The 12157-nt window shown below is 69.3% G+C and carries 12 protein-coding genes and 1 tRNA gene; 5 read left to right on the forward strand and 8 right to left on the reverse strand.

Going from position 1 to position 12157, the window contains the following annotated elements; all coding sequences use genetic code 11:
* The first annotated feature begins 88 nt into the window (after positions 1-88).
* Positions 89-1930 (forward strand): PAS domain-containing sensor histidine kinase, encoded by a 1842-nt coding sequence (locus HZ321_RS09495; RefSeq protein ID WP_181702044.1) that lies wholly within the window; start codon positions 89-91, stop codon positions 1928-1930.
* Between the two features lie 277 nt (positions 1931-2207).
* On the opposite strand, the gene HZ321_RS09500 is transcribed toward HZ321_RS09495, so the two are convergent.
* The 3 genes from HZ321_RS09500 to HZ321_RS09510 form a co-directional block, all read right to left on the reverse strand.
* The gene (locus tag HZ321_RS09500; protein WP_181702045.1) at positions 2208-3449 is read right to left on the reverse strand and encodes an NAD(P)/FAD-dependent oxidoreductase; all 1242 of its coding nucleotides are present in this window, start codon (positions 3447-3449) and stop codon (positions 2208-2210) included.
* 76 nt (positions 3450-3525) lie between these two features.
* Positions 3526-4308: an ABC transporter substrate-binding protein gene (locus HZ321_RS09505; RefSeq protein WP_181702046.1), complete on the reverse strand. Its 783-nt coding sequence runs from the start codon at positions 4306-4308 to the stop codon at positions 3526-3528.
* 89 nt (positions 4309-4397) lie between these two features.
* Positions 4398-5690, reverse strand: coding sequence for an L-fuconate dehydratase (locus HZ321_RS09510; protein WP_181702047.1), 1293 nt, complete (start codon positions 5688-5690; stop codon positions 4398-4400).
* A 185-nt stretch (positions 5691-5875) separates the two neighbouring features.
* Here HZ321_RS09510 and HZ321_RS09515 point away from each other — a divergent pair, with 185 nt between their 5' ends.
* From HZ321_RS09515 to HZ321_RS09525, 3 genes are read left to right on the forward strand one after another with little or no spacing between them, the layout of a single operon-like run.
* Entirely contained in the window at positions 5876-6649 is a 774-nt protein-coding gene (locus HZ321_RS09515) for an SDR family NAD(P)-dependent oxidoreductase (RefSeq protein WP_181702048.1), read from the forward strand.
* A 31-nt stretch (positions 6650-6680) separates the two neighbouring features.
* On the forward strand, positions 6681-8024 hold the full coding sequence (hisD, locus tag HZ321_RS09520; protein WP_181702049.1) for a histidinol dehydrogenase: 1344 nt from the start codon (positions 6681-6683) through the stop codon (positions 8022-8024).
* Complete coding sequence (locus tag HZ321_RS09525; protein WP_181702050.1) at positions 8021-9028, forward strand: zinc-dependent alcohol dehydrogenase; 1008 nt, start codon at positions 8021-8023, stop codon at positions 9026-9028. Before hisD ends, HZ321_RS09525 begins: the two co-directional genes overlap by 4 nt.
* A gap of 60 nt (positions 9029-9088) precedes the next feature.
* Here the strand turns inward: HZ321_RS09525 and HZ321_RS09530 are convergent, their stop codons facing one another.
* Positions 9089-9250 (reverse strand): DUF2934 domain-containing protein, encoded by a 162-nt coding sequence (locus HZ321_RS09530; RefSeq protein WP_181702051.1) that lies wholly within the window; start codon positions 9248-9250, stop codon positions 9089-9091.
* Between the two features lie 208 nt (positions 9251-9458).
* On the opposite strand from HZ321_RS09530, the gene HZ321_RS09535 reads away from it, so the two are divergent.
* Positions 9459-9532: transfer RNA gene (locus HZ321_RS09535), tRNA-Gln, on the forward strand.
* Between the two features lie 65 nt (positions 9533-9597).
* Here HZ321_RS09535 and HZ321_RS09540 read toward each other — a convergent pair.
* The 4 genes from HZ321_RS09540 to HZ321_RS09555 form a co-directional block, all read right to left on the reverse strand.
* Positions 9598-10179, reverse strand: coding sequence for a 5-formyltetrahydrofolate cyclo-ligase (locus HZ321_RS09540; RefSeq protein WP_181702052.1), 582 nt, complete (start codon positions 10177-10179; stop codon positions 9598-9600).
* A gap of 84 nt (positions 10180-10263) precedes the next feature.
* On the reverse strand, positions 10264-11334 hold the full coding sequence (gene arsB, locus HZ321_RS09545; RefSeq protein ID WP_181702053.1) for an ACR3 family arsenite efflux transporter: 1071 nt from the start codon (positions 11332-11334) through the stop codon (positions 10264-10266).
* Positions 11331-11747: an arsenate reductase (glutaredoxin) gene (gene arsC, locus HZ321_RS09550; protein WP_181702054.1), complete on the reverse strand. Its 417-nt coding sequence runs from the start codon at positions 11745-11747 to the stop codon at positions 11331-11333. The genes arsB and arsC overlap by 4 nt, the downstream gene beginning before the upstream one ends.
* 40 nt (positions 11748-11787) lie before the next feature.
* A complete protein-coding gene (locus HZ321_RS09555; protein WP_342343831.1) occupies positions 11788-12123 on the reverse strand; it encodes an ArsR/SmtB family transcription factor in 336 nt (111 codons plus the stop codon).
* Positions 12124-12157: the final 34 nt, after the last annotated feature.

Consider the following 12157-nt stretch of genomic DNA (forward strand, 5'->3'; position numbering starts at 1 on the left):
GCGTCAAAGAATGTTCGCGGACCATGGATCTCAGTGACGCGGGCGGGATCGGGTTCGTGAATGCGGCGTGCCCCTTCAAGGGGGCGGTATGCGTTCGCTGATCAACGGGTACGACTGGGCGCGTACGTCGCTCGGGCCGCAGCAGGAGTGGCCGAGCGAGGTAAGGACGGCCGTCGAGATCGCCCTGGCGTCTCCGGTGCCGATCGTGCTGCTGTTCGGCGCCGACGGCGTGATGATCTACAACGACGCCTATTCCGGCTTTGCCGGCGGCCGCCATCCGCGGCTGCTGGGCAGCGCGGTGCTGGAGGGCTGGCCGGAGGTGGCCGACTTCAACGCCAACGTGCTCCGCGCCTGTTTTCACGAGGGCGGCACCCTCTCCTACCGCGACCAGCCGCTGGTTCTCTTCCGCAACGGCGTCGCGGAGAACGTGACGTTGAACCTCGACTACAGTCCGATCCCGGGCGCCGACGGCCGGCCGCTCGGCGTGTTCTGCATCGTGGTGGAGACGACCGAGCGGTTCCGGGCGGAAACGGCGCTCAAGCTCGCCAACGAGCGAGTGGAACTGGCGCTCAACGCCGGAGCGATCATCGGAACCTGGGTATGGGACGTGAAAGCCGACCGGTTCACGGCGGACGAACGCTTCGCCCGGTCGTTCGACCTCGACCCGGACCAGTGCCGGGAGGGTCTGCCGCTGGCCGACGTCACCCAGTCGATCCATCCGGACGACATGCCTGATGTCAACGAGAAGATCGGATCCGCGCTGGCGAACTCCGGACCCTATCGGGCGGAGTACCGGGTGCGGCAGTCGGACGGCAGCTGGCGATGGGTGGAGGCGAACGGCTTCTGCGAACACATGGACGGCCGCGCGTCGCGTTTTCCCGGCGTTCTCATCGACATCAACGAACGCAGGCAAACGGAAGAGGACCGGTCTCGGCTGCTCGGACAGCTCGCGCACGAGCGCGCCCGCTTTCAGGCGATTGTCGAGAATATGCCCGCCGGCGCCCTCTTTGCGGAGTTGCCATCGGGGCGGATCGTATTCGGCAACCAGCGGATCGAGACGATCCTGCGCCACCCCGTGATCTATTCGCCGAGCATCGAAACCTACCATGATTGGGTAGGCTGGCATGCCAACGGCGAGCGCGTGAAGGGCCACGAGTGGCCACTCAGCACCGCTCTCCAGGGCCAGTCCACTACCCTGGAGGCGCACTACCAGCGGGGCGACGGAACGCGGGCTTGGATCCGCGTCTACGGAGCGCCGGTGCGCGATCGCGACGGGACGGTGATCGGCGGCTGCGTGGTGGTGATCGACATCGACGACGAGCGCCGCGCCAAGGAAGAACGCGAGCTGCTGACAGCCGAACTCCAGCACCGCATCAAGAACATGCTGTCGCTGGTGGCGGTGATCACGTCGCAGACCTTCCGCACCACATCGTCCAAGGACGAGGCCCGGGCGATGCTGGAGGCGCGGATCCACGCGCTGAGCCGCGCATACGACATCCTCACCGAAACCAATTGGGCGAGCGCGGAAATCGGCTTCGTGGTGGACGCCGCCCTGGAGCCGCACCGCGGCGGCGAAGGCCGCTTCCGCACCGAGGGGCCGGACGTGCGCCTCAGCGCCAAGCAGGCGCTGTCGCTGGCCCTGGCGGTGCACGAACTGGCGACCAACGCGGCGAAATACGGGTCGCTCTCCAACGACGCAGGCGTGGTGGACATCCGCTGGTCGATCGAGACGGCGGGGTTGGTGCCGATGCTTGATTTCGTGTGGGCGGAAAGCGGCGGGCCGAGCGTGTCCCCGCCGAAGCGGCAGGGGTTCGGCTCGCGACTGATCGAGCGGACGCTGTCGGCCGACTTCGGCGGCACGGTGGAGATGCGCTACCGGCCGGAGGGTCTGGTGTGCGTGGTCCGGGCGACGGTCGGCGACGCGGGGTGATGGAGGGGCGGGATGCGTTGCCCTTATGCCTCTACCCGAGCCGTCATGGTCCGCGCAGGCGGACCACCCACGCATTCCGGGGACGGAGTGGTGGGGTCGGCGAGAGTGGGTGGTGCTGGAAAAATGCGTGGGTGGTCCGCCTGCGCGGACCATGACGGTGGGAGGTGGGACGGACGGGGCCGTGGGGTGGTGACGGCGTCTGGGGTGGTGACGGCGTGGGGGTGGCGACGGCGTTTCGAGTGAGTGACGGCGTGGGGGCGAGGCCGTCGCTTGTTTGTCAGCGGAAGCGGGCGGGCGAGTAGGGAGTGGGGTCGACGATCGGGTCTTCGCCGGTGATCAGTTCGGCGAGGAGGCGGCCGGTGACGGGGCCTAGGGTGAAGCCGTGGTGGGCGTGGCCGAAGGCCATCCAGAGGCCGCGGTGGCGGGGCGCCGCGCCGATGACGGGGCGCATGTCGGGGATGGCGGGGCGGCGGCCGAGCCAGGGTTCCGGGTCGAGACGTTCGGCGATCGGAAAAATCTCACGCGCGACGGGCTCGGACCGGTCGAGCTGGACGGGGGTCGGCGGCGCGTCGCGGTCGGCGAATTCCACGCCGGTGGTGAGGCGGATGCCGCGTTGCATCGGGGCCAGGACGTAACCGCGCTCGGCGTCGAGCAGCGTATGGTTGAGCCGCTTTCCCGGCGCTGGGGCGTAGTGCATGTGGTAGCCGCGCTTGACGGCGAGCGGGATGCGATAGCCGAAGCCCTTGAGCACGTCGTTCGACCAGGGGCCGAGCGCAACAACGGCGTCGCGGGCGGTGAGGAGGCCCTCCTCCACTTCGACGGTCCAGTCCGAACCGCTCTGCGCCAACGTGCGGGCATCGCCCTTCACGATGCGGCCGCCGCGTTCGACGAAGAGCGCGGCGTAGCCCTTGGCGACGCCGCCGGGGTCGCTGACGGAGGCCGGGTCGCGCCAGTGGATGGCGCCGACGATGGCTTCGGTGACGTCCGGTTCCAGCGACTTCAGGGCGGCGCGGTCGAGGTGCTGCCACGAGAGGCCGTAGGCGCCGAGGCCCTCAGCCTCGCGGATGGCGGCCTGGAGGCCGGCCTCTGTGCGATAGCCGTCGATCCAGCCGCGGCGGGAAACGAAGCCGCCGGTGCCGGCCTGCTGGGTGAGCACCTCGTGCTCGATCACGCAGCGTTCGATCAGCGGCAGCATGGCTGCGGCCGCTTCGTTGAGGCGCTTGGGCGAGGAATGGCGCCAGTACTGGAACAGCCAGCCGGCGATCCGGGGCAGGAAGCCCAGGTGATAGCGGGCGTCGAGCTGGCCGTTGAGGCCGTAGCGGATCAGCGAGGGCAGATCGCGCGGGAAGGAATAGGGAATGACGCTGGCGCGCTCGATCAGGCCGGCGTTGCCATGGCTGGTTTCCTCCGCGACGCCCTTGCGGTCGACGAGGACGACAGACCGCCCCCGCGCCTGCAGATGGAGCGCCACCGAAACCCCGACGATGCCCGCCCCCAGAACCACCGCGTCGCTGCGCATCGCGCCAACTCCCCTCGCCCATAAGAAAACGCGGCCCCACGGGTGCAGGGCCGCGTCGGGTCATGCAAGTTTCGGATCAGTAGATGTCGAAGTCGAAGTACTTCGCGCGGATCTTGTCGTAGGTGCCGTTGGCACGGATCTCGGTGATGGCCGCGTTCAGCTTGTCGCGCAGGTCGGTATCCTCCTTGCGCACGGCGATGCCGGTATCGGAGGTGGTTCCCGGCGCGTCGCCGAGGAACTTGCAGCACTCAGCGCCGTCCTTCTTGATCCACTCGGCGATGACGAACTTGTCGCCGATGATGGCGTCGAGGCGGCTGTTGGCGAGGTCGAGATTGGCCTCGTCCTGGGTCGGGTAGAGCTTCAGCTCGGCGCCGCCCGGAACGTAGTTCTTCTCGGCGTACTCGGCCTGGGTGGTGGACGACTGGGCGCCGATCACCTTGCCCTTCAAGGCCTCCGGCGAGACGTCCTCGGCGGCGTCCTTCGGGCCGATGACGGCGAGCGGTGTGCGGTAGTAGCGATCGGTGAAGTCGATCGTCTTCTTGCGCTCCTCGGTGATCGTCATGGAAGCGACGATGGCGTCGAACTTGCCGGCGATGAGGGCGGGAATGATGCCGTCCCAGTCCTGCGCGACCAGCGTGCACTTGGCCTTCATGGCCTCGCAGAGCGCGTTGGCGATGTCGACGTCGAAGCCCTGCAGCTGGCCGTTGGCGTCGACGAAGTTGAAGGGCGGGTAGGCGCCTTCGGTGGCGATGCGGACCTCGGTCCAGTCCTTGGCGTCGGCGCCGGACGCGGCGAGCACGCCGACGGCGAAGAGGGCTGCGGATATGGCGGTCCGGATTTTGTTGGCTTTGAACGACATGACGTCCCCATTGGCTGGCCTGCCGCGCTGCCCCTGTGCCGGAGCTTCGCGCCGCAGTTATACAGGCGTATTACCGCGCAAAGCCGGCGTCAACGCCACCCTTCGCCGGTGGGATAGGTGAATCGTTCGATGCTGTCCGGTTTCATGGTGATGGAGAAGCCGGGAATGTCGGACACGCGGTAGTGCCCGTCCTGCATGATCACGGGATCGACGAAGTGCTCGTGAAGATGGTCGACGAATTCGATCACCCTGCCCTGCCGGGTGCCGGACACGGCGAGATAATCGAAGAAGGAGATGTGCTGGACGTATTCGCAGAGGCCGACGCCGCCGGCGTGCGGACAGACGGGGATGCCGAATTTGGCAGCCATCAGGAGGACGGCGATGTGCTCGTTGACGCCGCCGAGACGGGCTGAATCGAGCTGGCAGATCTCCAGCGCGCCGGCCTGGAAGAACTGCTTGAACATGACGCGGTTGTGGCAGTGCTCGCCGGTGGCGACCTTGATCGGCCGGACGGCCTCGGCGACGCGGCGATGGCCGAGGATGTCGTCCGGGGAGAGCGGCTCCTCGATCCAGTAGGGCGAGAAGGCCTTCAGCTCGGCCATGGCGGCGATGGCCTGATCGACCTCCCAGACCTGGTTGGCGTCCATGGAGAGGATGCGGTCCGGGCCGATGGCGTCGCGCATGATCTCGGCGCGGCGCATGTCGGTGGCAAGCGGGCCGCCGACCTTGAGCTTGAGATTGGTGAAGCCCTCGTCGATCGCCTCGGCGCAGAGCCGGCGCATCTTGTCCTCCGAATAGCCCATCCAACCGGCCGAGGTGGTGTAGCCGGCGTAGCCCTCGCGGCGCAGGACCGCCTCGCGCTCGGCCTTGCCAGGTTCGGCGGCCTTGAGGATGGCGAGCGCCTCCTCCGGCGTCAGGGCGTCGGTGATGTGGCGGAAGTCTACGGCGGCGACCAGTTCCTCCGGCGTCATGTCGGCGAGGAGCTTCCAGAGCGGCTTGCCGGCCGCCTTGGCGCGGAGGTCCCAGGCGGCATTGACCAGCGCGCCGGTGGCGAGGTGGACGACGCCCTTCTCCGGGCCGAGCCAGCGGAACTGGCTGTCGCGGGCGAGACGGTTCCAGACGAGTTTGGGATCGGCCTCGATGGACTCAAGGTCCAGGCCGATCAGGAGCTCGGCCATTCGCTCGATCGCCATGCAGCAGATGTCGTTGCCGCGGCCGATGGTGAAGGTGAGGCCGTGGCCGGAAAGGCCGGGCTGATCGGTCTCCAGGATGACATAGGCGGCCGAGTAGTCCGGATCCGGGTTCATGGCGTCCGAACCGTCGAGGGCGCGCGAGGTGGGAAAGCGGACGTCACGGACGATGGCGCTGACGATACGGGGCATGTGGATGGCGTCTCCGGGGCGTATGTATGTTTTTTGCCGGTAAAAATACTCTTTACAGACGAATGGGGCGGTTTGGAAGAGGCCGAACGGCAGTCTCGACCATTTGCTGGCTGCGACAGGGCCGCCTCCCCTTGCCTCGCCTCGTCTCGCCCGATTTGATGGGGAAACGTGTTGCGGGGGCGGGCATGGCGGATCTTTCGGGTTTCGACTTGACGGGCAGGCGGGCGGTGGTGACGGGGGCGAGCCGGGGGATCGGCCGGGCGATCGCGGAGGCGCTGGCGCGAGCGGGCGCGGCGGTTGCGGTGACGGCGCGGTCGGCGGAGAACCTGCAGGATACCGTGACGGCGATCGAGGCGGCCGGCGGACGGGCGGTGGCGATCGCGCAGGACGTGACGGATGTGGCGGGGACGCGGGCGGCAATGGCGGAGGCGGCCAAGGCACTGGGCGATCTCGACATTCTCGTCAACAATGCCGGCATGGAGGAGGTCTGCCCGTCGCTGGAGGTGGAGGAGGCGCTGTGGGACCGCATCCTCGACACCAACCTGAAGGGGGCGTTCTTTTCCGCGCAGGCGGCGGCGCGGGCCATGGTCGCGGCGGGGCGCGGCGGTTCGATCATCAACATCTGCTCGCTGACGTCGCAGATCGGCATCCCGACGGCGGTGCCCTACGGATCGTCGAAATCCGGGCTGCTCGGCATGACGCGGGCACTGGCGGCGGAGTGGGCGCCGTTGGGCATCCGCGTCAACGGCATCGCGCCGGGATACTTCCGCACGGCGCTGACCGACGTGTTTTACCAGAACGACGCCTGGGCCGCGGCGATGCAGGCGCGCATCCCGCTCGGCCGGTTCGGGGCGCTGGAGGACCTTGCGGGCATCTCGGTGTTCCTCGCCTCCGACGCGTCTGCCTATGTGACCGGGCAATGCCTGGCGGTCGACGGGGGCACCCTCGCCTCGCTCTGACCCATCTTCTCCTTCGCCAACCGGGTGACCGATGTCCCGACCTTGCAATCTCCATGTTCTTTCAGAGCTCTCGCCGTCGGCCCGCGCCGATCTCCTGAAGCGCACCGAATCGGATCTCACCCCCTTCATCGAGAAGGTGGTGCCGATCATCGAGGCGGTGCGGCTGGAAGGGGACCGGGCGCTTGCCCGCTATGCCCGCGAGCTCGACAAGGCCGCCGTGCCGGTCGACGCCATCCAGGCGAGCGAGGCGGAGTTCGACGCTGCGTTCAAGGCGGTGGAGCCGGAGGTGATCCGCGCGATCGAGTATGCGGTCGGCAACATCCGCCGCTTCCACGAGGAGCAGAAACCGGAGCCGATGTGGCTGAAGGAGATCCGGCCGGGCGCCTTCGCCGGCGACCGCTGGCACCCGATTCCCTCGGTGGCGCTCTACGTGCCGCGCGGCAAGGGCGCTTTCCCCTCGGTGACGATGATGACCTCGGTGCCGGCGGTGGTGGCGGGCGTGCCGGAGGTCTCGATCCTGACGCCGCCGACGCCGGAGGGGACCGCCGACGCGGCGACGCTGGTGGCGGCGCGGATCGCGGGCGTCTCCACCGTCTACAAGACCGGTGGGGCGCAGGCGGTGGCGGCCGCCGCCTACGGCACGGAGACGGTGCGCAAGGCGGTGAAGATCCTGGGCCCGGGAAGCCCCTGGGTGGTGGCGGCCAAGCGGCTGCTGGCCGGCGTGATCGATCCCGGCACGCCGGCGGGACCGTCGGAATCGATCGTCTTCGCCGACGAGACCGCGGACGGGCGGATGGCGGCGCTGGACCTCCTGATCGAGGCCGAGCACGGGCCGGATTCCTCGGCCTACCTCGTGACCCACGTCGCCGCGGTGGCGGAGGCGGCGATGGCCGCCCTGCCCGGCTGGTGGGCGCGGATGCCGGAGTTGCGGGTGGGCTTCTCGCAGACGGTGCTCCGCGGTCCGCACGGCGGGATCGTGCTGACGGGATCGCTGGAGGAGTCCTACGCCTTCGTCAACGACTATGCGCCGGAGCACCTGGAGGTGCTCTCCACGGACCCGTTCCGCCACCTCGGCCGCTTCACCAATGCCGCGGAGGTGCTGATGGGGCCGCACACGCCGATCACCTTCGGCAACTTCGTGCTGGGGCCGAACTGCGTGCTGCCGACGTCCGGCTGGGCGCGGACGTTCGGTCCGCTGGCGGTGACCGATTTCATGAAGCGCTCTTCCGTCGGTTACGTCACCGAGCCGGCCTACGCGGAGCTGGCGCACCACGCCGGGGTGCTCGCCCGCTACGAGGGGTTCTCGGCGCACGCGAACGCGGTGTCGGAGATCCGCGACGGGCTGCTGGCGGAGATGAAGGAACGCGGGCGATGAAGGCGGTGCGGCTCTACGGGGCTGGCGACCTGCGGGTGGAGGAGGTGCCGGACCCCGGCCCGCCAGGTGGCGACCTCGTGCGCATCCAGGTGACGGCGGCGGGAATCTGCGGCTCGGACCTGCACAACTTCCGCACCGGCCAGTGGATCAGCCGCGCGCCGTCGACGCCCGGCCACGAGCTGACAGGCGTGGTGGAGGCGGTCGGCCCGGGCGCGACCCGCCTGAAGCCGGGCGACCGGGTGGCCGCCGACAGCCGCGTCTGGTGCGGCGTGTGCGCGGCATGCCGGGAGGGGCGGCGGCATCTCTGCGAGAGCCTGGGCTTCGTGGGAGAGGCCTGCGACGGCGGCTTCGCGCCGGTGGTGCTGCTGCCGGAGCGGCTGCTCCACCGGGTGCCGGACGGCCTGCCACCGGAGATCGCGGCGATGGCCGAGCCGTTCGCCGTGGCGCTTCACGCCGTGAACCGGCTGGACCCGCCGCCCGGCGAGCCGGTGCTGGTGGCCGGCTGCGGCACGATCGGCGGGATCGCCGCGCTGATTCTAGCCCGCCGCGGCGCGGAGCCGCTGCTGGTCGCCGACCGAAACCCGGCGCGGCAGGCGATGGTGTGCCGGCTGACCGGCGCGCTGCCGGCGGATCTCTCGGCGGCCGCGATCGGCGTCGCCACCGGCGGCCGCGGCCTCGGCCATGCAGTGGAAGCGACGGGCAGCACAGCCGCGCTCGCCACCCTCGTCCAGACGATGCGGCCGGGCGGGCGGCTGGCGCTGGTGGGGATCTACCACGGGACGATGGCGCTCGACCCCACGATCCTGGTGGAGCGCGAGCTTACGCTGACCGGCAGCCATGCCTTCGCCGACGAATTGCCAGAGGCGATCGCCCTGCTGCCGGCGTATGCGGAGGCGCTCTCGGCCGTCATCGACGGCAGCGTGGACCTCGACGGCGTACCGGCGGCCTATGCGCGGCTGATCGCCGGCGAGGCGGGCGGCCTGAAGACCATCGTTCGGCCATGACCGAGCCGGTCCGAAGCGCGGGCTGACCTGCTCCGGACCGGCGGATGGATATGGGTCCGGTCAGATGCCCTCGGCGGCCAGCGGCACGCGGGTGTCGTCCTCGACGCCGAGCTCCCGGCAGGCCTGGTCCCAGTGTTCGGCCGCCCTGCCCTCGGGCCGGCCCTCGCGTTCCCAGATCTCGTAGGCGCGCGCCTGCACCCGTTCCTCGGTTTCCTCGTCCATGTGCCACTCCTTGATTCCGATCGATCGGAGCACCGGAACGGGAATGCCGCTGCGCTTGTTCCCGTGCGCCGGACGCGCTCCGACAACGCGCACAGGTATGCCGAGACGTCGTTGACAGCCCGATGACGATGGGCTACCAGAACCGCGCTGCCGGCGACCGCCTCGCGATCTCCGGCCCGAGCCTCCAAGCGAGGCGCTCGGATCCCGCTGGGGGATAGTTTAACGGTAGAACAGCGGACTCTGACTCCGTTAGTCTTGGTTCGAATCCAGGTCCCCCAGCCAATCCTTCCTTTCCTAGACAGACGCGATGCCGGGGCGTGCCGCCGGGCTGTTGGCACGTGCGGTGGTCAGGGCCGGCGGAACAGGTCGTGCTCCGTGGCGATGGCGTCGAGGGGGATGTCGTGGGGCTCGTCGGGGACGGCAGAGACCTCCTGGCAGGCGAAGGCGATGCCGAGGGTGCGGACCGGTCGGTCGGGGCGGACGGTGCGGACGGCGGCGAGGGTCCGGTCGTAGAAGCCGGCGCCGTAGCCGATCCGGAAGCAGCGACGGTCGAAGGCGACCGGCGGGACGAGGAAGGCGTCGGGCACGACGATGTCGGCGTCGGGCGCCGGTTCCGGCACGTTCATCCGGCCGCGGACAAGCGGATCGCCCGGCGACCAGCGGCGGAACACCATCGGCCTGCCCCATTCGGGCGTGCACGGAAGGGCGAGGTCGCGGCCGCCGGCGGCAAGGCTCTCGGCGAGGCGGATCGGGTTGAGTTCGTCGCGGATGGCGACGTAAAGGCCGACAGTGCCGGGCCAACCGCCGAGGGTTTCGGCAGCGCGTTCAAGGACGGCGCGCGTCGCCGCCGCGCGGCCGGCGCCCCGCAGTGCGGACCGGGCGGCGGAGGCGGTCTCAAAAAGGGCCCTCTTGGCGGCGGTCGTCGGCATGCGGGTCCTCTCGGCAAGCGCCCTCCCCTTCAACGGACGAGGGGCGAACCGGTTCGGCGGCCGCCAGTGTGAGCAGCGCCGGCGTCAGGCCTTGCGCGGCGCAGCGTCGACCTCCGCCGCGGCCCGGACCTGGGCGCCTCGTTCGTACCACCCCTTCGAGGCGGTCACGATCTTGACGACCGACAGCATGACCGGCACCTCGACGAGCACCCCGACCACCGTGGCGAGCGCCGCACCGGAGCCGAAGCCGAACAGGCTGATCGCCGCGGCGACCGCGAGTTCGAAGAAGTTGGAGGCACCGATCAGGGCCGAGGGACCGGCGACGCAATGCGCCTCGCCGCTCCAGCGGTTGAGGACGTAGGCGAGACCGGCGTTGAAGTAGACCTGGATCACGATGGGAACAGCCAGCAGGCCGATCACCAGGGGCTGGGCAATGATCTCGCCGCCCTGGAAGCCGAACAGCAGCACCAGGGTGGCGAGCAGCGCGGCGAGCGAGAGCGGCTGGAGCCGCGCGAGCAGGCAGGCCAGCGCCGCCTCGCCGCCGGAGGCGAGCATTGCGCGCCGCACGACCTGGCTGATGATCACCGGGATGACGATGTAGAGCACGACGGAGAGCAGCAGCGTCTCCCAGGGCACCGTGATCGCGGAAAGGCCGAGCAACAGCCCCACGATGGGCGCGAAGGCCACCACCATGATGGCGTCGTTCACCGCGACCTGGCTGAGCGTGAAGCGCGGTTCGCCGTTCACCAAGTTGGACCAGACGAAGACCATCGCCGTGCAAGGCGCGGCGGCGAGCAGGATCAGGCCGGCGATGTAGCTGTCGATCTGGTCGGCCGGCAGATAGGGCCGGAACAGCCAGCCGATGAAGATCCAGCCGAGCAGCGCCATGGAGAAGGGCTTCACGGCCCAGTTGATGAAGAGCGTCACGCCGATGCCGCGCCAGTGGCGGGTGACCTCGCCGAGGGCGGCGAAGTCGATCTTCAGGAGCATCGGGATGACCATCAGCCAGATCAGCACCGCGACGGGAAGGTTCACCTTGGCGATCTCGGCCGCGCCGACGGCCTGGAAGACGCCGGGAACGAGATGGCCGAGGGCGATGCCGACGACGATGCAGAGGGTCACCCAGAGGGTGAGCCAGCGCTCGAAGAGGCTCATGCGGCATCTCCCTCGCGCGCAGCGACGACTTCGCCGTCCTCCTTGGTGAAGGTCTCGGGCGGGTTGTCGAGGAGGTCGAGCACCGCTTCGGATGGGCGGCAAAGGCGGACGCCCTTGTCGGAGACCACAATCGGGCGGTTGATCAGGATCGGGTGGGCCAGCATGGCGTCGATCAGGGCGTCGTCGGTCAGCGCGAGGTCGTCGAGCCCGAGGTCGGCATAGGGCGTGCCCTTCTCGCGCAGAAGGGCGCGCGGGGCGAGCCCCATGCGGGCGATCAGGTCGACGAGCGTTTCGCGGGACGGCGGCGTCTTCAGGTACTCGATGACGACCGGCTCCTCGCCGGATGCCCGGATCATCGCGAGCGTGTTGCGCGACGTGCCGCAGGCGGGGTTGTGGTAGATCGTGACGGGCATGAAGCCTCCAGGGGCCGGGCGCGCGGGTCGCGGCGATCGGTCAGGGACAGTTGCAGGACGGTGCGGTCAGACCACCGCAGATCTCGGGACGACCGCCGCAGCAATCGGCGGTGAGAAAGGTGATGAGGTCGCGGACCCGGTCGATCGCTACGGCGTAGCGGATATGGCGGCCGTCCCGGCGGGAGGTGACGAGCCCTGCCCTTTCCAGCGTGGAAAGGTGGAACGACATGGCGGTGGGCGGAACGGAAAGCTCCGCCGCGATTTCGCCGGAGGGCATGCCCTCCGTCCCGTTCCTGATGAGGAGCCGGAAGGCGTCGAGGCGGACCTGATGTCCGAGGGCGACGAAGGCGGGGACGGCTTGGAGATCGTTCAGCATGGAATGTTACAAACATCCTTGCAGTGTCACAGTC

Origin of the sequence: Chthonobacter albigriseus (assembly GCF_013839445.1) — a bacterium.
Taxonomy (GTDB): Bacteria; Pseudomonadota; Alphaproteobacteria; order Rhizobiales; family Pleomorphomonadaceae; genus Chthonobacter; species Chthonobacter albigriseus.